The 20,742-nt window shown below is 47.7% G+C and carries 13 protein-coding genes and 1 tRNA gene; 11 read left to right on the forward strand and 3 right to left on the reverse strand.

Annotated elements, in window-relative coordinates; genetic code table 11:
- Window positions 1-187 precede the first annotated feature (187 nt).
- Window positions 188-1,375: a M20 metallopeptidase family protein gene (locus FHW36_RS15930; RefSeq protein WP_145670560.1), complete on the forward strand. Its 1,188-nt coding sequence runs from the start codon at window positions 188-190 to the stop codon at window positions 1,373-1,375.
- 1,413 nt (window positions 1,376-2,788) lie between these two features.
- Here FHW36_RS15930 and FHW36_RS15935 read toward each other — a convergent pair.
- Window positions 2,789-3,796, reverse strand: a complete 1,008-nt coding sequence (locus FHW36_RS15935; protein WP_145670561.1) for an RNA ligase (ATP) — start codon at window positions 3,794-3,796, stop codon at window positions 2,789-2,791.
- Between the two features lie 100 nt (window positions 3,797-3,896).
- On the opposite strand from FHW36_RS15935, the gene FHW36_RS15940 reads away from it, so the two are divergent.
- From FHW36_RS15940 to FHW36_RS15950, 3 genes are all read left to right on the forward strand, one after another.
- On the forward strand, window positions 3,897-4,994 hold the full coding sequence (locus FHW36_RS15940) for a glycosyltransferase family 2 protein (RefSeq protein ID WP_145670562.1): 1,098 nt from the start codon (window positions 3,897-3,899) through the stop codon (window positions 4,992-4,994).
- Between the two features lie 115 nt (window positions 4,995-5,109).
- Window positions 5,110-6,117, forward strand: coding sequence for an LLM class flavin-dependent oxidoreductase (locus FHW36_RS15945; RefSeq protein ID WP_145670563.1), 1,008 nt, complete (start codon window positions 5,110-5,112; stop codon window positions 6,115-6,117).
- Window positions 6,118-6,201: 84 nt separating this feature from the next.
- Window positions 6,202-7,404, forward strand: coding sequence for a DUF6515 family protein (locus tag FHW36_RS15950; RefSeq protein ID WP_145670564.1), 1,203 nt, complete (start codon window positions 6,202-6,204; stop codon window positions 7,402-7,404).
- Here the strand turns inward: FHW36_RS15950 and FHW36_RS15955 are convergent.
- Window positions 7,401-9,344, reverse strand: a complete 1,944-nt coding sequence (locus FHW36_RS15955) for a lectin-like domain-containing protein (protein WP_145670565.1) — start codon at window positions 9,342-9,344, stop codon at window positions 7,401-7,403. The genes FHW36_RS15950 and FHW36_RS15955 overlap by 4 nt on opposite strands.
- Before the next feature lie 117 nt (window positions 9,345-9,461).
- Between FHW36_RS15955 and FHW36_RS15960 the strand changes: the two genes are divergently transcribed.
- From FHW36_RS15960 to FHW36_RS15975, 4 genes are read left to right on the forward strand one after another with little or no spacing between them, the layout of a single operon-like run.
- Entirely contained in the window at window positions 9,462-9,887 is a 426-nt protein-coding gene (locus FHW36_RS15960; RefSeq protein WP_145670566.1) for a hypothetical protein, read from the forward strand.
- 45 nt (window positions 9,888-9,932) lie between these two features.
- The gene (locus FHW36_RS15965; RefSeq protein WP_145670567.1) at window positions 9,933-14,966 is read left to right on the forward strand and encodes a DUF4132 domain-containing protein; all 5,034 of its coding nucleotides are present in this window, start codon (window positions 9,933-9,935) and stop codon (window positions 14,964-14,966) included.
- Between the two features lie 48 nt (window positions 14,967-15,014).
- The gene (rluF, locus tag FHW36_RS15970) at window positions 15,015-15,761 is read left to right on the forward strand and encodes a 23S rRNA pseudouridine(2604) synthase RluF (RefSeq protein ID WP_145670568.1); all 747 of its coding nucleotides are present in this window, start codon (window positions 15,015-15,017) and stop codon (window positions 15,759-15,761) included.
- Window positions 15,742-16,464, forward strand: a complete 723-nt coding sequence (locus FHW36_RS15975; protein WP_145670569.1) for a 4'-phosphopantetheinyl transferase family protein — start codon at window positions 15,742-15,744, stop codon at window positions 16,462-16,464. The genes rluF and FHW36_RS15975 overlap by 20 nt, the downstream gene beginning before the upstream one ends.
- Here the strand turns inward: FHW36_RS15975 and FHW36_RS15980 are convergent.
- Complete coding sequence (locus FHW36_RS15980; RefSeq protein ID WP_145670570.1) at window positions 16,448-16,927, reverse strand: hypothetical protein; 480 nt, start codon at window positions 16,925-16,927, stop codon at window positions 16,448-16,450. The two genes, FHW36_RS15975 and FHW36_RS15980, sit on opposite strands and share 17 nt — an antisense overlap.
- Before the next feature lie 98 nt (window positions 16,928-17,025).
- On the opposite strand from FHW36_RS15980, the gene FHW36_RS15985 reads away from it, so the two are divergent.
- From FHW36_RS15985 to FHW36_RS15995, 3 genes are all read left to right on the forward strand, one after another.
- Window positions 17,026-17,098 (forward strand) — tRNA-Lys (locus FHW36_RS15985).
- 982 nt (window positions 17,099-18,080) lie between these two features.
- Window positions 18,081-19,517 (forward strand): TlpA family protein disulfide reductase, encoded by a 1,437-nt coding sequence (locus FHW36_RS15990; RefSeq protein ID WP_186452478.1) that lies wholly within the window; start codon window positions 18,081-18,083, stop codon window positions 19,515-19,517.
- A gap of 425 nt (window positions 19,518-19,942) precedes the next feature.
- Entirely contained in the window at window positions 19,943-20,734 is a 792-nt protein-coding gene (locus FHW36_RS15995; RefSeq protein ID WP_145670572.1) for an SDR family NAD(P)-dependent oxidoreductase, read from the forward strand.
- Window positions 20,735-20,742: the final 8 nt, after the last annotated feature.

Genomic DNA, 20,742 nt, shown 5'->3' on the forward strand with positions numbered 1-20,742 from the left:
CGGCGGCCTGCCAGGGCATTGGTCGGTATGGACGCAAAAGTGGCCGGGCTGTTTGGGCGGATAAAAAATTGTATCATTGAGGATTATAAGGATGTGGGGCGGGTAACTGTGGCCTACCCGCATCTGACAGATGATAGCTTTATCAAAGAATTTTTATCACAAGACAGCATAAAAAAATTATTGTCGCATGCTTAAAGAACGAATCCGGGAATTAACCAGCGGTTTGCTGGGGGAGGCCACTGCCAACCGGCGCCACCTGCACACGCATCCAGAACTTTCCTACCGGGAATACCAGACGGCGGTTTTTATTGAAGAAAAACTGCAGGCGCTTCAGATTCCTTTTGAAAGGATGGCCGATACCGGCATCGTTGCTTTACTGGAGGGAACTGCGGCGCCATCTGACCGGGTGGTGGCCTTGCGGGCCGACATTGATGCATTGCCCATTTATGAACTGAATGAGGTGTCGTATCGCTCCCGGAACAACGGGGTGATGCATGCCTGTGGCCACGACGTACATACCGCCTCCCTGTTGGGGGTAGCGGGTATCCTGAGCCAGATGAAGCCCGAGTTTTCCGGTACGGTGAAATTTATTTTTCAGCCGGCGGAAGAAGTGATTCCCGGTGGCGCCAGCTTGCTGATTAAGGCGGGCGTGCTGGAAAATCCACGGCCACACCATGTGCTGGGGCAACATGTGATGCCGGAGTTGCCGGTAGGAATGGTGGGATTTCGCGCGGGTTGTTACATGGCCAGCAATGACGAAATTACCATCACCGTAAAAGGAAAAGGGGGGCATGGCGCTATGCCTCACCTGGGTATAGACCCGGTGCTGATTGCCAGTCATATGGTGATTGCACTGCAGCAGATCGTCAGTCGCCGCGCCAATCCTTTATCGCCTTCGGTATTGTCTTTCGGTAAGATGATTGCCAACGGCGCCAGCAATGTCATCCCGGATGAGGTGAAGCTGGAAGGTACTTTCCGTTCGCTGGACGAAAACTGGCGCAAGGCGGCACATGAAAAGATTAAGAAGATGGCCATATCCATTGCAGAAAGCATGGAGGGGAGTTGCGATATCAAAATTGAACGCGGATATCCCGTGTTGATCAATGAAGATAAGCTCACTGCTGCCAGCAGGGCGCATGCAATCGACTTCCTGGGGGCTGAACGGGTTACAGACCTCGACATCTGGATGGCGGCAGAAGACTTTGCTTCCTATTCGCAGGTAGCAGATGCCTGCTTTTACCGGTTAGGGGTACGTAATGAAGCCAGGGGCATTGTTTCCGGCTTACATACAGCCACCTTCGATGCGGACGAACAATCGCTGGAAATCGGCGCTGGCCTGATGTCTTACCTGGCTTTGAGAACCCTGGGCAACTAACCGTTGTTTTTGTTAACGATTGGTTAACAACAACTGATCTGCGACGTTCACGGACAATAATAATGCGTTGACAAAATTAGGCGTATAACTAACTTCTATGAATATATCTTTGTATCGGTTTTTCATAGGATATGGTTAAAAATATTAAAGGGGAGGTAGTCTTACCACCTCTTTTTTTATGCCCTGAAAGGTAGCCAGGCACCTGTTTTTTAAAGCGTTGTTTTAACACCTTCTCTACGATACTTACACACGGATATAAATGCAGGTATGCAGATATTGTACGTTTACGAGTTATTATGATGCGTTCACGGAAAAAGTAATTTCACTATGAGGTATGCGTCTATCTTTGTATCAGGTTTTTCATAGGATATGGTTAAAATATTAAAGGAGAGGTAGTCTTGCCACTCCTTTTTTATGCCCTGAAATGTAGTGTGGTAAAGAGTTGTATTGAATACTGTTTTCTCCTGCAAGTGTTGTTTAAACGTTTTCTTTCACCCGTCATTTTGCAAATATTTATTGCTGCATGCAGATATTGTACGTTTACGAGTTATTATGATGCGTTCACGGAAAAAGTAATTTCACTATGAGGTATGCGTCTATCTTTGTATCAGGTTTTTCATAGGATATGGTTAAAAATTAAAGAGGAGATATTCTTATCACCTCTTTTTTTATGCCCTGAAATGTCCTACAGTTCTATATTCTATCAGGATGATAATTTTTGTTGCAAGTGTATTTGTCACCGTTAAATTTCATGTCGTACGTTAATTGCTGGTTAATGCCGGCCCATATCATGCATTCACGAGTTATAATGACGCATTCACGGAAAAGACAATTTAGCAATGATGTAAGCAATTATCTTTGTATCAGGTTTTTCATAGGATATGGTTAAAATATTAAAGGGGAGGTATTCTTACCACCCCTTTTTTTATGCCCTGAAATGCTGATGGTTACAGGGTTTTAGCGAACTGTGAAATAGAAGAAGAACGCGGTGTTCGTGTTAATCATTGGTTAAGGCAGGTCTATTTAATGCATTCCCTTGAAATAATGATACATTCACGAAGTTCATCTTAGTACGTATTACTGATGGGTGTATCTTTATAACAGGTTTTCATAGGATAGGTTAAAATATTAAGGGGGAGGTAGTCTTGCCACCCCCTTTTTTCATGTCCCAAATTTCGCGATGATATCACCGTTATTTCCTTCCATCATTTTAGTAGTAGTGTACAATTGTTAAGTGTTGGTTAACGCATGCCTTTTTAGCGCATTCACCGACAATAATGATGCGTTCACCAAATTCCTGTTTAAACTATCGATAACGGGTATATCTTTACATCAGGTTTTCATAGGATAGTTTAAAATATTAAAGGGGAGGTATTCTTACCACCCCTTTTTTTATGCCCTCTGCTTTCACAACTATCTTTCTTCCAGCAGGAATTTATTGGATATCACTTTGAAAGATATACGCCGGTCAGCTGAACGGATGACCAGCCCTTCGCGTTCTACTTTACGATGAACGGGGCTCAGCACAGAAGCGCCTTCCGCCTGGACGAGCAGGGCGTCAATTGTTGCCGGCAGGTGGAAAGCGGTTTCCAGCACCGGTACATGCTGTAAGCCGCTGTTGCTGATAAGCGCCAGAAAATCCGGCATAGACAGGTATTCCTGCGTATCAATGTTGAATGCATTGAAGAAGTAAATGGCTTGTCCATGCAAAGCGTACGGATTACCCTGAATGCCTTCCCCAATCATTTCTCCCTGTAAGGCGATATTCTTTCCCATCGCTGCCAGTTTCCCGGCTATATCCAGCTTCTTTGCCACCCTCCAGAGGGTATTCTCCGGGGTGTCGGTCAACTCCAGGTTACGGGAGCATACGCCAAATTCCCCGTTGTAGTGATAATAGGTAACAGACGAGCCATCCAGCTTTTCTGTTACAAAGCAGGTGTGTGACAGGTAGGTATCATAAAAGGCGCTGAGGTTCTGGATTCTTTCCTCGTCCGTTTTGGGAATAAAAGAAGGAAATCCACCTTTCATGATACCAGCCAGGGCAGCGGGTATGGGCGCTTCATATTTAACGATCTGTAATTGTGCCGCTACATCTTCTCCCAGCTCATACACGTTGGTGGTGAGTATGTTGATAGGCAGCAAAAGACCCTGGGATAGCTGTCCACGCAGTTTCATTGTCTTGAGGCGGAAACCTTCCGTTTCGCCGATTTTCCGGTAGGAGCTTTTCCTCAGGAATTCAAAAGCAGGTGTAACAGGAAGAAAAGCGTCTATTTCGCAATACACTGCATGATCGCCTGGCTTGAATTCATTTTTCCTGATAACCAGTTTCCATCCTTTTACGGTGGCTACTTCTATCATGTCTGCACCTGGTATGGGAGCAATGTCGTCGATGACGACTACGGACGCGAGTTTTCGTTCCATTGGGGTTAAATAATTAATCAGGTTAACAAATATTCGGGCGCAAATATATATTTTTTTTCATTTACGGAACGAAAAAGAATGTTATTTATCTTCGCGCACTATGTTCACAAGTACTGATTCCATTGATATTATCATCCCTTCTTTTAGATTGGATGAACAGTTTTTGCTGCCGTTGATTCGCCTGCCAAAACCGGGCGGGTGGCAGGTTAACTATTATATCGTGGCAGATAATCCGGGTGTGAAGCCTGGAGCAACTCTCCTGCAAATGGCGCAGGAAGGTGTGATACAGCTCATTATTAATACGAAGAATATTGGTCCGGGTGAAACCCGCAATAAAGGGATAGACGCCGGAAATGGCAGCTGGATATTATTCCTGGACGATGATATTGTAGCAGATGAAGATTTGCTTTTCCAGTATGTAAAAGTGATCGGCGAAAAAAAAGATGCCATTGGGTTTATTGGATTAACAGATTTTCCGGCGCCGGAAAATTCATTTACCCGCGCATTAACGGTGGCCGGTCTTACCAGCATATTTACCATTGCTAATAAGAAAGACCAGTTTATGTGGGGCGTTACTGCCAACATTATGTATAAGCGCAGTGCGTTGGGCGACTTGCGCTTTTCGCCGGAGTTATCGGCGATTGGTGGGGGAGAAGATGTGGATCTGGGCGCCAGGTTAAGTATGCAGCATCACACGCAGTTTACTTGTGTAAAGGAAGCGCGGGTAACACATCCCTGGTGGAATCATGCACAGCCGCATTACGACCGCTTTACGCGATACGGCGCCGGTATGGCGTTGTTGCTATCCCGCTTTAAGCAGTTCAGCTGGTATGCATTTCCCAATCCTATAGAAGGGATGTTATTAGCCTTGTTGAGTGCCCCGTTGTTTTTTATTTATCTCAGCTGGCAGAAATGGCTGATATTATTAGTGGCTATTCCGTTGATTGATATGGTGATCAACTATATCCGCGCAGCTGGTATGGGTTACAAGGATCCGGGCGTGGGATACTATATGACGTTGATCCGGTGCAGTAATGAATGGGGACAACTAAAGACCTTACTGCAAAGGGGGCAACTGCATTACTTCATGAAGCGCATTAATATTGATTTTACGCGTCCCCGGCATTTCCGTACCAATCGTTGGCGGATTATTAAACTGGTAATCTATATTATCCTGCTGGCAGTGTTGATCTATTAAAAAGGCCACCGTACCGTTTATCGAACCCTGCTCGCTTACCTACAGGTTATCAACCTGCCTTCCGGCAGGGGCATTGTTGTAAATTAGCGCAACGAATCAACAAATAGTTTGTAGTATGAGTAAGCAAGGAATAAGGCGTCCGTTGTCAGTGTTAGACCTGGCGCCGGTATTGGAAGGACAAACGCCCAGCGATGCTTTTCAGAATAGTATGCGCCTGGCTAAGCACGTTGAAAAATTAGGGTATAAACGCTTCTGGATGGCAGAACACCATAACATGGTGAGCGTAGCCAGTTCTGCCACCGTTGTTTTACTCGGTTATATTGCTGGTGGCACCAGCACCATTCGCGTAGGCTCCGGCGGTATTATGTTGCCCAACCATGCGCCGCTGGTGGTAGCCGAGCAATTTGGCACGCTGGCTTCCCTGTATCCCGGGCGCATAGACCTTGGATTGGGCAGGGCGCCGGGCACTGACCAGGTAACGGCCCGCGCATTGCGCCGCGACAGGCTTGGTGCCGGGCATGATTTCCCCGAGCAGGTGGAGGAATTGCAACAATACCTTTCTTACGACAATCATACCAGTGCCGTTAGGGCTATCCCGGGCGAGGGCCTGGACATTCCGATCTGGATATTAGGCTCCAGTACTGACAGCGCCCACCTGGCAGCGGCTATGGGCTTGCCCTACGCCTTTGCCAGCCATTTTGCGCCAGCACAGCTACACACGGCACTTAAAATTTACAGGGAACGGTTCCGGCCTTCAGAGTTCCTGCAAGCGCCCTATACCATGGCTTGTGTGAATGTGATTGCCGCAGATACTGATGCTGCAGCCAACCGCCTGGCGACGTCCTTCTACCAGCTTTTCCTCGGTATCATACGTGGAAAACTGCGTCGTATGGGCCCTCCGATAGAGAGTATGGAAGGTGTATGGACAGCCTATGAAGCCGCACACGCGCAGCAAATGCTTGCCTGCTCCTTTATAGGCAGCGGCGCCACTGTACAACAGGGATTACAGCAATTCCTGGAAGATACCCAGGTAGATGAAGTTATAGCGACCGCACATATATACGATCAGCAAGATCGTTTGCACTCCTACGAAATACTGAAAGAAGTATTTGACGGGTTGTAAACAGCATGGCAACAGATTAACTGCAACAATCAGGCATAGCAGGTGTTAAATAGATAGAAAGTACTTATCTGTAAAACCTGAACTATGCAATTGACCATTGCCAGATTTTCTGTTGCTATGTTACTGTCCTTGTCGCTAGGGATATGCAGTATGAACAGCTATGCACAAAGAGTAGATCCGCAGCAACCGCGTCCTGCTACGCCTGCACCACCTCCGGCTCGGCCTGCGTCGCCACCGCCACAGGCAAGGCCGCAACGCCCCGCTGCTACACCTTCGCAGCCACCTGCGAGACCACCACAGCCAGCGCCGCAGAACAGACCAGTGCGGCCAGCACAACAACCGCCACAGCCCGTTACCCGGCCGGTAAGTCCGCCCGCGCAAAATAAACCGGTACGGCCTCCACAGCCGGCCAACCCTTCACAGCCCGTTACCCGGCCAGTGAATCCGCCGTTGCAGAACCGGCCGGTACGCCCTTCGCAGCCAACGAATCCTGCACGACCCGGCGGGAATCCTCCTGCACAGAACCGGCCGGTACGCCCTTCTCAACCCGGTAAACCCACTGTACCGGTTACACGACCTGGAGAAGGAACATCCGGCAGGCCCGCTAACGGAGCAGGAGTGAAGCCACCGCCCGCCAGGCCGGCTATTCATCAGTCGGGCGGCAGCGGCCGCATTACCGTGAATAACACGCAGATTAACCGGTATTACTATAAAAATGTACAGGTCAACCAGCAATATATCACGGTAAACCGTTACCGCGACAGGAGTGGCCGGGTAACGATCATTAACCAGCCACCCAGGCGAATTTATCCGGGCCGTTATACCTATTACTACCATCCTTACCGCCCTTATTACTGGGGTTCCAGCTGGTACCCGATAGGTTTTTGGGCGGCAGCATTAGCGACAACCGCTGCTATTATCAGTTTCCAGGAACGCCAGTATTACTACGACCAGGGCGTGTACTATGCACCGGCAGTATCGGGCGGCGGTTATGCCGTAGTGCCGGCTCCGGTAGGCGCCGTCGTTTATTCGTTGCCATCGGGATATACCACTGTATCGGTTGGCGGGTACAACTACTATTATTATGGCGGCGTATTCTATATTGATAATGGCAATGGCTCTTTCGAAGTAGTAGCGCCGCCATCGGGTGCTATAGTATACGAATTGCCTGCGGGCGCCCAGGAAGTGATCATCAGCGGCCGGCAATATGTGGTGTATAACGGCACCTACTATATGCCGTTTTCCTACAATGGTCAATATGGCTATGAAGTGGTAGGGGTTAACTAACGTATCAGCGTTACCGTTCCTTTCCTGCTGAATCGCCGGCCTGTATAATCGACCCCCTGCACCATCCACACATAGGTGCCTGCCGGAGCCAGATGCCCCTGGCAGGTACCATCCCAACCGCCGGGCAGGCTATTGCTGCGGAAAACTTCCTGTCCCCAGCGGTCCCAGACAATAAAGAAGTCCAACTGCGGTATGCCGGCGGCAATTACCCGGAAAACATCATTGCGCCCGTCGTTGTTAGGCGTGAAAGCATTGGGCACATAAAACTCCGGGCCCTCATACACCTTTACATTGATCTGGTCTTCATCGCGACAACCTTCCGGGGAAACAAGGGTGAGGCGATAGGTCTGGTCTTTATGCAACAAGGCCACCGGGTTGGGGATATAGGGATTATTCAGACCTGTGGCGGGTGACCAGGTATATTGCAGGCGGTCATCGCCCCATTGTGCCTGCAACTGAAGGGGCTGTCCGCTAGCCACAATAGTATCCCTGCCGGCCCGGGCATATACGGCGGTGACGCTAACGGGTATATTAATTTCCGGGGAGGGACAACCATCATTGCTTACTGCGTATAGGCGTACAAGGTAGTGCCCTGTGTCAGGATACTGGTAAGTGGGTTGTATGCCTGTGAGGGTAGCCTGATTGTCCATGTCCCAATGCCAGGAAGCAACAGGCGTGGCAGGAGTGAGATTAACACCCTGGAAATGTGTGCTGCTGCCCAGGCATACATTTTCCCCGCTACCGTTGATGGTGGGTATTTGGCTTACGAGGACGGATTTTTCGACGGTATTTGCGCATCCCTGTTCCGAAGTAACGGTAAGCCTGATATTACGAGGGCCGGTCGTGGCATAGGGCGCCAACGGGTTTTGGCTGTTGCTGGTGGTGCCATCTCCCCAATCCCATTCCCATTTTTTCAGGGTGCCTACGGCAATGGAAGTTTGATCGCTCATGGTCATGCCACCGCCGAGGCACAGTACATCCGGAGTAAAGCGGGCTACCGGGTACGCCCCTACGGTAAAAGGCGCCTTCAGGGTATCAGAGATACAGCCGCTGTTGTCGGCAATTACCAGTTTTACCTGGTAATGACCGGCCGATGGGTAGAGGTGTGCAGGCGGTTGCGGGTCCACTGAAAAGCTTCCATCTCCCAAATCCCACCACCAATGGGTGATAGCGCCGAAAGAGCTGGAGTAGTCTTTGAACTGGATAGGCGTGCCGTCGCAGAATATCTGTCCGCCATCGAAATTAAATGCAGGCCGCAGGGCAGCGCAAAACTGCTGCAGGTTGGAGTAGCCCCCGGTAGAGCCGGCGAAGCCCCAGTATACTTCCGGGTCGCCGCCAAAGATATCATCCACCAGGTCTTTGTTGAGTGTAAGCCGTAAGATATTATCCATGCTCACGTCCATCTGTTGCCGTACCGCGTCCCATTGAATACGGAAAAGGTGCCACTGACAATCTTCAATATTGTTGCTGTTTGCCAGTGCGGTAACTGGTCCGGCGAGATTATTACTGCTGAGATGGTCGGTAACGCCATCCATCTGTATGGCCAGATGATCGAAGGACGGATCATTTTCATCGTTGTTCTGGTAAGTGTCGATGATCACGCCCAGGGAAGGGGAGATACCTTTGAAGCCAATACCCTGGCCGGTAGCGCCCAGGTTGGTGCCTTTGGTTTGCAAGATAAACCCGATGCCATCAGCACCGTTATCATCTTTACAACCCAGGTTTACATCAAATACATAGTTGAAAGATTGACGGAGGTTAATTTTATTTTTATTCCATACCGTGCCGCTGGTTGTTTGCTGATCGGGTGTGAGTATATAGCAGTTGCAGGTACGCTGGGTAGCGGCGCCATTCAGTATATAAGGCAGCTGTACTTGTCCCGACAGCCGGAAGCTGCCTGCCAGTAAAAGGAGTAAGGCAAGGGTGAGCGTTTGTTTCATGTGGTGGCCGGGCAATTGCGATAAACAAGTTAATTACTTTGCCGTTAAGATCAAAGTAACGGCTTGGGATACATTTGTTTTTCCGTTAGATTTGCCGGGACCCAAAGTGACGTTGACATGCAAATAACGATTAGTGTAAAGCAACCCGGGAGAAAGCATGCGTTGATAGACAGGCAAATGCTGGAAGTAGCAGATTTGCCGGATCATCCATCTCTCCATGAGCTGTTGCTCGCCGTGGTGGCCCAGCAGGTAGCCGCTTATAATAGTAAACCACTGGAGAAAAACCTTTTATCATTTCTTTCAAGCGGCGAGGTAGCCGATCTTGTGACCACCGGTAAAGCCGGTTTTGGCAGTATCTATAACGAGCATAAAGCCGACAGGGAAAAAGCACAGGAAACAGCGCTGCAGGCATTTGCCGACGGGCTTTTTGCCGTATTTATCGATGACGAAGAAATTAAAAAATTAACGGATCATTTTTCGCTAAATAGCCATACAGTTGTTACCTTTGTCAGGTTAACCTTTCTCGCTGGCAGCATCTGGTAGAGAAACATTATTTTAACCCATCACTCATAGCAAAGACCTTTTATTATGGATGCTAAACAATTCCTGGAAAGCCGGGAACTCCCTGATTATTTGAAGAAGATGACAGCGGAACTGGATGCCGTGTATGCTCATGGCGCCGCTCATCCCTTGTTAACCAAAGAAATGGCAGAATTAGGACTGTTGTTTATTCATGAATCTCCCCAGGAGCAACCGCCCAGCAATTTTGCGTACCGCAAGCCGGTTACGTATAAGAGTCAACGTTATAACCGGATCGCGGAGTTATTGGGGGCGGGCGACTGGAACACGCCACAGGCATGGAATTTACTTGTATATATATTTGAAGAGGAGAAGGCGGCGTATGTAAAATATGCATGGGAGAAAATACCTTTCCAGATGTACCAGACGTCCAGCGGCAGACGATCATTTACTGCGCCACATGACCGGGAAATGTACCTGGTGAACCAGCTCAACTTCCTGGTAACCACTTTACCACAAGCCTACCAGGTGGTGTATACCCCCAAAACCGTTACCACCTGTTATGATCTGAGCATTATTGAACAGGTACGGTACGACCAGCTATTGCAAAACCCTGCATTGTTCCGGCTATGGGCGGCGGCGATTGATAAAGATCATGAGGGATTACTGCCACTCATGGAAGATATTATTTTCAATAAAGACAGTATAGGCAAAGTAACGCGGCCTGTTATCAAGGCTTTGCTGCTCAGTGAAAAGAAAGAAGCCTGGGTGTTGGTGGAGAAGCTGTTGATTGCTGCACAGCGCCAGGAAGGGCTAAGGCAAACCATTCTCGAAGCGCTGGATGAAACCAGTTTACCTGCTTTGCGATACATGCTAAAAGTGTTGCTGGATCATAAAATGGCCCGTTTTTCTTCCGTAGTAAGGGCGATAGATGTGTGGGCCGGTTTAGGCTGGGAGGCTGAAAAGGAAACCACTGTAAAGCAGTTTCTCGAAAAAGCACACCAGTACCTGGAAACGCCTGCACAGATACCAGCTGCTGTAGCAAGCAAGCATAACATGGATGTATATACGGCCTTATGGGCACAGGGCGTATATGATATTGCCGGTGTAACGCCTTTACTGAAGCGGCTTTTCGAAGAAGGTGATACCGAGAAACGTTGCCTGGCGCTGAAGTTTGCCGGGGAAACGAAGTACTATAACATAGATATGCCACTGTTTTACCAGGCCCTGGAAGATAAGGAAGAAGCGGTATTGGGAATAGCTTTAACAGCGATCAATAGTATGTTGTTTAGCAGCGCGAGGAGTTACAATGAACATTTCCCGGAATTGTTTGACCGCCTGCATGCCGTTGTACAACGCAGTGGCGGTAAAAAGGAACAGGTATTTACCGGCAAAGTATTTTCCTGGATGAATATTAAGTTCAATCCGAATGATGCGCTGGAATCTATGATCCGGCTGGTGCTGGATAAGCAGGATCGGTTGGATATAGTATTACAGTACTTCGATGACATGGATGTGTCGTTGCGGGAACAGTTGACGCGGCTGGTATTCCCGGAACATTCTTCCTACTACTGGAAAGATACAATGGAGATCTCCGCATTGACCCCATTTCAACGCAACCTGGCTATACGCCTGGTAAGGGACCGGGGCGAATACGTAGTAAATGTAGCTTTCAGGGCATTGACCAGGGAGCAGTTCAGCGTAGAGGAGATGCCTGTATTTGTAGAGCTGTTGAAGCGCAAGGGCGCCACTGCCCGTGGCAAGGCGATTGAGTTGATATTGCGGCAGAGCGATGAAGCGGTGACGGCTACGGCCACGGCGTTATTGCAGGGCGATGCCGAGCAGCGTTTAGGAGGACTGGATATTGCCGTGCAACTGAAAAAAGCAGGCCGGCTGAAGGCTACCGTCGATCAATGGGAAGCAGCGTTTAGAGAGCGGAAGAATATTGCCCCCAAGGAAGAAGTACTGCTGGCACAGTTATCGGCCGACCAGGGCACCTTATCGTATAATGTTGAGAATGGTTACGGGCTGTATGCCCCGGCAGCTATTACGCCAGTGGTGGCCCCGGTAGTAAAGGAAGACGACTACTACGCACAATGCCTGCGTAAAAACGAATACGGCTTCTCGAAGCCGGTAGATACCATCCGTGCGGCGCTGGATGATCTGCATGGGCGATTTAAAGCGCATGGGGATTATGAGTATGAAGTAGAGCAGTATGATAACAGCCGGCAGAAAGTATTGCTGATAAACGGGGTGAGCAAAAGCAAGCCCTACACTTATAAATTTGAAACACCGGAGGCGGAGTATGCTGCCTACCCATTGCCGGAAGTATGGGAGCAGTGGTACCAGGATCATCAGCTGGAGCCGGTAGATCTGTTTCTCTTAAATTATGTGATGTTGGACAATGGCGAGCATATGCAGGATTGGCTGGCGTTGGCCAGGCCTTACTATCCTACCATGGGGCAGGTGTTTTCGGAAGAACTGCGCGGGAAGTACCACTACCGGTGGAGCAACCCGGTATCCCGTATCATTGGGGCGCTGACGCTGATCCATCCTTTTGAGCAGCGCAATGCTTTTGTACTGGGAGCCTGTAGCCGGCTGTTTGCCTCGTTTACGCCGGAAGTATTGCGGTACTATTCTGATGGGAAGATATACCCCTATACCCGTGGAGGATGGCAAACAGTAGGCGTGTTGAATAAGTTGTTGGAGGGCGTCAATTTCAGGCGTTGTACGCCCGATGAAATTCGTATCTGTTGGGAATTATATCACTGGCGGCAGTTTAGCGGCCTGCCGGAAAGCATTCCCGGTAGTCTCCCTCCGCTGACTATCTTCTGTTATGCTTACCAGCAGGGGCTGATCAGCGAAAGCGAGTTATACCGCGGGATGATCAGCCAGGAAAATATCCGCCACTTATCGGTAGCCAAACCAACCAGGAATGTGTTTGATTATATGAACATGTTCGCCTTCCTGCCGCCTTTATTTGAGCGGCTGCGGGAACATTTCCTGGACATAGAGCTGAAGCGTGGCGATTCTGCTACGCCGGTGACGCCGTTTGTACAGGAACTGAAAGTGGTATATGGTATTCAGCGTTTGGCGGAAATATTAACCGGCCTCGGTAAAACCACCTTATCAAGAGGTTATATTTACTCTTATAATAATTCCCTGAACAAGCAGCAGCAGTTCAGCTCATTGTTAAAGAAATGCTTTCCGCTGCCAACAGATACGCAAGAAGATTTTAATGCAGCTGTAAAACAGATCAAAGCGAGCGAAAAGCAGTTGATTGAAGCGGCGGTGTATGCACCGCAGTGGCAGCGATTTGTGAGCCAATACCTCAACTGGAAAGGATTAGATGCCGCTATCTGGTGGATGCATGCACATACAAAATCGTCGGGCGCAGCGGAGCAAAATGCAGAAGCCGAGAGTGAAATTGCCCGTTATTCGGCTGTAGACCTGGCTGATTTCAAAGCAGGAGCAGTAGATAGAGAATGGTTTCTGAAAGCCTATAAGGAAATAGGGAAGGAGCGCTGGCAAATAGTATATGACGCCGCCAAATATATCAGCGAAGGGAATGAACACCGGCGCGCACGTTTATACGCCGACGTTATCACTGGCGATATTAAGATTAAGGAAGTGACCCAGAAGATAAAGGAGAAGCGTGACCAGGATTACCTGCGCATGTATGGCCTGATTCCATTGAGCAAGGCCAATGCAGCGAAGGATGTATTGAGCCGCTACGAATACCTGCAGCAATTTAAGAAGGAGAGCCGGCAGTTTGGCGCGCAGAAGCAAAGCAGTGAAGCGCTGGCTATCCGCATTGCCATGGAGAACCTGGCCCGCAACGCCGGGTATGCAGATCCGCTGCGATTGACGTGGGCCATGGAAACCAGGCAGGTACAGCAGATCTTATCCCGCGAAACACAAGTGCAATATGATGGCGTAACCATCGGGCTGGTGATAGATGAAGCAGGTGTAGCCGATGTGGTGGCTTTTAAAGGGGATAAGCCCCTGAAGGCTATTCCGCCGAAATATAAAAAAGATAAGAAGGTAGAAGAGCTGGTAGAATATCGAAAGATATTGAAAGAGCAGTTCAGTCGTTCGCGGAGATCCCTGGAAGACGCCATGGTACGTGGAGATGCTTTCTTAGCTCCCGAGCTGGCCAATCTCTTTGGGCACCCGGTGATCAGCAGGCACCTGGAAAAACTGGTATTTGTATCGGGCGAAAGCCACGGTTTCTACCATAACGGCATCTTACGTTCGCCGGAAGGGCAGGAATTTTCACTGGCTGATGGCGGCGAGGTGCGCATTGCGCATTGCGTTGACTTGTACAAACTGGGCGTGTGGAGTACCTATCAGCGGTATGCTTTTGAGAAGGAGCTGCAACAGCCATTCCGGCAGATCTTCCGGGAACTGTATGTACCGATAGCCGATGAGCTGGCGGAGAAGTCGATATCCCGCCGTTATGCAGGACACCAGGTACAGCCGAGTCAGACCGTAGCCCTACTGAAATCGCGGCATTGGAAAGTAGATTATGAAGAAGGACTGCAGAAAGTATTCCATAAAGAAGGATTTGTAGCGAAGATATACGCCATGGCAGATTGGTTTTCGCCGGCGGAAGTGGAGAGCCCTACGTTGGAGACCATCGTCTTTCATGACCTGAAAACCGGTAAGGCAATAGCTTTTGAACACATCTCCCCATTAATATTCAGTGAAGTAATGCGGGATATCGACCTGGTAGTCAGTGTGGCACATGTGGGTGGGGTAGATCCGGAGGCCAGTCATTCTTCCATTGAAATGAGGCGGGTATTGCTGACGGAAACGCTGCGTTTATTTAAAGTAGATAACGTAACGATTACCGGCAATCACGCGCGTATCAAGGGACATCACGGCGAGTACAGCGTGCATTTGGGCAGCGCGGTGGCGCACCAGTTGCCGGGAAGGTACCTGTCGGTATTGCCGGTACATTCCCAGCACCGTGGCCGGATATTCCTGCCGTTTATAGATGATGATCCTAAATCGGCCGAGCTCATATCCAAAGTGCTATTGCTGGCAAGGGATACCGACATACAGGATCCTACCATCCTGCAACAGCTGAGTATGAACTAAGGCTTTTTGCGCGGTTTTAAGTAATTTGCAGGAGATTTTAAGGGTATTATGGATATCAGCGTAAATAAATATATCAGCGAAACCGGCTTTTGCAGCCGGAGAGAGGCTGATAAATATATAGAACAGGGTAGGGTGACGATCAATGATAACATTGCATCTAAAGGCAACCGCGTGAAGGATGGCGATGTGGTAGAAGTAGACGGGGAGCCGTTGAAGAAGAAGAAATCTACCGTGTATATTGCGCTCAACAAGCCTAAGGGCATCACCTGTACCACGGATCTGAAGGACAAGACCAATATCATCGACTATGTCAACTACCCGTCGCGGATTTTTCCGATAGGGCGGCTGGACAAGCGTTCGGAAGGACTGATTTTCCTGACCAACGATGGCGATATTGTGAACAAAATACTGAGAGCAGGCAACCAGCATGAGAAGGAGTATATTGTAACGGTAGATAAACCGATAGACCTGGAGTTTGTGAAAGCTATGCGTAGCGGGGTGAAGATCCTGGGAGTTGTAACGCAGAAGTGTTTTGTACAGCAGGAGGGGGCCAACCGTTTCCGTATCATTCTAACGCAAGGGCTCAATCGCCAGATACGCCGTATGTGTGAAGTGCTGGGGTATGAGGTGGTAGCGCTGAAGCGGATCCGTATCATGAACTTCACTGTTAAAGACCTGGCGCCAGGCAAATGGCGTTATTTCACCAAAGAGGAGATCAATACGATCAGTGCGATGGTGGCTAACAGCAGTAAAACCGACAAAGGAGACCAACGCCATGAAGGAATGGACGAATAGTAGTTGTTTGCCTGTAATAGTGACCCGCAAGGGGCAGTCTTTCCCTGTATCGGTAGCCATATCCGCGGTGGCGCCGCAGGAGCTGGAGGCAGGGCAGGATTATTTTCTCCATGCCGATGAACATACTACCTTAGCCGGTGTTGCCCGGCGTCAATATCTATTGGGCCGCCATGCTGCAAAGCTGGCGGCTTCTCATTTTACCGAGGTAGCTGCGCCGCTAATTCGTATCCGCCCCGGTGTATTCGGACAGCCGGTGCTGGACTGTCCCGGCCACAGCAATGTACAGGTAAGCATTTCGCATAGCGGTCCACAGGCTATTGCTGTGGTATATCCTGAATGGCACCCGATGGCGGTAGATATAGAAGAGATAAGGCCGGACCATGAACTGCCTGCGCTGGCTCCACGTGAAGCGGACTTGATAGCATCGTTGCCTTTTACACACTATGAAAGCGGGTTGTTGTTATGGAGCGCCAGGGAAGCGCTTTCCAAGGTATTAAAAACAGGGCTCACCACCGACCTGGCGTTATTTGAGATCAGCACGCTGCAGATGCAGGAGGGGTTTCTTTTTTCCACCTTTGCTCATTTCATGCAGTATAAAGCTGTCAGCCATATAGCGGGCAATATGGTATATACGCTGGTATTGCCTCAACGCAGTGATCCGGATCTTACTGCATTACGAACATTAATTAATTCAGTTTCCTGATATAGCTGAAAGAAGAGTCCGCATGGTTGTAGGTGAAAATAAATTTACCGGTAACATCTTGTCCGCCGAGCGTGGTATGCCCCAGTTTCTGGTTATACACCGGTTTATGCATGAATGCTACCACAAAGGAGTCGATGCTCAACTCATTGAACCCCATTTCTTTCATGATTTTAAATGCATTCCTGCTGCGGTCGTTCATATTTTCGAGGTTCCACATATCCTGCGGAAAGTGCTGAAAAGTGCGCCGGTATTCTTTTACCGATTCTACAAAGGCCATGCTGGGGTGAACGGCCTGCTTTTTCTTTTTGACTTTCCAGGGAATGTTAAAGCCGCCTTCTTCTACGCGTTCGTGTGTTTCCAGCACGCCGTCGGCGCGGCGGGAGTAAGTATACGCGTATCTTTTTTCGGAGCTGCAAGCATAGAGGGTCATGGCTACAGTGACGAGGTAAAGGTGTTTTTTCATATAGTCGCTGAGGTTATTTTTATTTTTTCTTGAAAAAAATTTGGTAGTGATGGGATAATTCTTATTTTTGCATCCCCTTAATAATCAAGGTGGTAGCGGATTCCCTAGCTCAGTTGGTAGAGCAATACACTTTTAATGTATGGGTCTTGGGTTCGAGTCCCAAGGGGATCACTGGAGAAACGGGAAACCTGCGCCTAGCGCGGGTTTTTTGTTTTTGGTCTATTTGTTAGTCTATCAAAGTGCGAAATTGCGATTCGTGGTTACTTAGTTTTATTTGGGTTGACCTGCCTTTAACAAGGTAAGATTTTTTTTAAAGGATTGTGATTTACTCAACTCTCATATGGCATGATTCCAAGGTTTCTTCTCTCAATTCAAAATAAGCCCCATACACTTTAATAATGAATATTGAGGTGTACTTTATATGTTTTGCTATTGATCTCTGGGGGAAAAATAAAGACAAAGGTGGCATTTGAATCTGAACTCATTTTCTTTTTGTTCGCGGTGTATTTATCGTTATCTTAATGTTCATTTATGCCCAAAAAAAATTGTTAGAGTATGATTTCAAAATCTCAATAGCTAGTTTCAAAAGAATAGAATTTGCTGAAGTAGAGCTAGGAGAAAGAGCGGTTTCTATCGGACCTAATAATGCCGGGAAAACGACGTGCTTACAAGTCTTGGTACTATGGCATTTGGGATTGGTCAGCTAATCTTGTGAGAAAAACAGATTATCATGTATTACTAAAGTATTTTCCAGCGGAGAATCTGGATGTTGAGGTTAAAGAGAAACTTCACTTGATTTTAGGTATCGCTGAACGGGCCGAATAAAGGACCGGATTTAATGGAAGATATGCATGTTGTTGATAATAGATCTTTATAATTAGATGGTACAATGCATAAAAAAGATTTAAGTTCTGATGGCGGCACACTCAATGGTTACAGCTCGTCGGAGGCACAGGCATATGCTACTGCCAACCATACCCACTGGTGTTGCACTTCATGTCCAGTGCAAGTTGGTATTGCCCCACCAGCAAATTTTGTTGATTTGAGAAACTGATTCTGGAAAATGGAGCAGTTTTTTGATCGTAGTGCTGCTATATTTTATGCTTGAAAAATGGGGTTCATTGCAACAGTACAATTGGGAATTTTTTTATTTATGAAATTTTTTTTGCGTTTATTCTGTTTGGTTAGCACGATTCTGGCTAATTCGCTTGCGGGTTTTTCCGTAAAACCGGCTGCGCCAATTAATGATCCCGGTAAAGCCACCATTACTTTCAAATTGAGTAAAGGAAGCCGGTTGTTTTTTTCATATCCACAGAATATTGTTCAGTTTAAAGAGCTGTTATTGGACAATGTATCACGGGACTCCTCTTTTACGATAACAGTTAATACAAAAGTACCCTTTGTTATTTACAATTCAAATAAGACTCATACACCTTATCTTTTCTTTCCGGGATATATTTATACCGCCGAAATCAGAAAAGGGGAAGTAGATATCACTTTTCAATGTGCCGACAGGCTGAAGGCATTTGAATGCAACGCATTAAGAGAAGTAGAAGAGGCAACAATGAGATTTGAACTGTCGTTAAATAAAAATGCGACGAAATATTTATATCAGAGCAGGCAATATAGCAGACCACTGGATTCTTTCTTGCTTGCCTTAAAGAATAAACGGCATGAAAAAATAGAAGATTACAGAAAGGCAAACAAACTATCTGAAGAAGGATATAGATTTTTGCATGCGTATATCAATTACGATTTTATAGGCAAAAGACTCATACCTTTTTATTATCCGAACTTTGACCTTAAAAATATGCCTGCCTGGTATGCAGATACAATGCGTCAATATCAACGTACTTTCGATGATTCATCTATGTTACGCTTATATTCCTTTCAGGGCGCATTAGTATATGATAACCGTTTTTTAGGTACCGATCCGAAAAAAGGTACATCATCACTGGCACGGCAGTTTGCAGTTGCAAAAAACTTTACAGGCTCGTCACAGGTAAATAATTTTTTACTGTACCAGATCCTGAATAACCATAAGAATAAAGAGGATAGCGAATACCCAATGTATGTTGATTCCTTTAAACTGTTTTGTACAGATACACTCTACAAAACAATTATCCAAAAAAACTTCGAGTACCTGGCTAAGGAAAAAACATTATCAGCTGCTGTTCAGCAATTATTCACGATGCAGAGTAAGATGGCTGATTTTGATTCGCTGATCAGCAGGCAAAAGAAGCTTATTTATATTGACTGCTGGGCTAATTGGTGTGTCCCGTGCAAAAAGGAAATGCCCTTTTCAGTAAAATTACAGCGGGAGTTCGCCGGAAAAGATATCTCCTTCCTGTTCTTTTCACTGGATGGTAGTGCCACGCAATGGGAAGCAGCCGCTGGCGACTATGATTTTATGAATAGTGGCAACAGCTTTCTCGTGACAGGTAACTTCCAGTCTCCATTCGTGAAAAAACACCAAATTAGGACTATTCCCCGCTATATACTCATGAGTAATGATGGAAAAATAATTGACGATGATGCCCCCCGCCCAGGCGATCCCAAATTAAGAGACCTGATAAATAGAAACTTATGAGCCGTTTCCATCGCATACCAACTTATATCATTAACCTGAAAAAGCGAAAAATTATGGTGTATAGAGCGGTTTTCCGGACTGCAATTTACGATCATCTTCAGAAAAATATTCAATGCTATATTAGAAAACTGGTTGGGTAAGGGCAGATAAGTTAAAGCGGTATAAAGTGAGACCCCATGTTTTCTTTTTGAAGGATGAAATCTGGCAGCTATTCCGCGAAGAGGATAAGCATATGGATAATTATTAGAGATGAAATTGGTCGCTGACCGCTGCCTGTGGAACGCTGAACGAAGGTGGCAAATGTAATGACTAAACCACCAAATAAAATAATCAAAATAAAATGTCCGGAAACGTTAACTCCAAACGTCTTAGTTATGCAGCGTGAAAGATTCACGTGTAATTTCTCAGCATAAAAAAGAAAAATTATGAATGAATTAAAAGACAAAATTGCAGTGATCTATGGGGCAGGCGGCGAGATCGGCGGCGCTGTTGCCCGTGCTTTCGCACGCGAAGGAGCCAGGCTTTTTCTTACCGGGCATCGCTTGGCGCCTGTGGAAGCGGTTGCCAAGGACATCGTGTCTGCTGGCGGCGATGCCAGGGCAGCGGAAGTTGATGCCCTTGATGAGCAGGCTATAGATAAGCATCTGCAGTCTGTAGTGGCTAAGGCAGGCCGTATCGATATTTCGTTCAATGCGATGGGGAACTCGCCAACCAAGTACCTGGGGGCATCGCTGGTCGATATGGATCTTAAACAATTCTCCATGCCGATCACGAGCTATACCACATCATACTTTCTGACTGCGCGTTTAGCGGCAAGACGCATGCTCCCGAATAAATCCGGGGTGATCATGACCGTTACTGCGCCCCCCGCAAGAATAGGTACGCCAAACGGAGGTTATGGTCCGTCACAGGCTGCCAAGGAGGCGCTTACCCGATACCTGTCGGTTGAACTCGCACCTCAGGGCATCCGGGTGGTCTGTCTGCAGCCGCACGGCATGCCGGAGACAGAAACAATAAGGGAAATATTTGAATGGAGGGCTAAGACAGCGGACGTAACCTGGGAACAGTTCGCAGGTTATCTTGCAGGCATGAACCATCCCAAACGCTTCATGACACTCGCAGAGATGGCTAATGTAGCAGCCTTTGTGGCTTCCGACAAGGCAAGCGGGATGATGGGAACGACCGTCAATCTGACCATGGGAGCCCTGGACGACTAGTATCGGCT

It is taken from the genome of Chitinophaga polysaccharea, from assembly GCF_007829335.1.
Lineage (GTDB): Bacteria > Bacteroidota > Bacteroidia > Chitinophagales > Chitinophagaceae > Chitinophaga > Chitinophaga polysaccharea_B.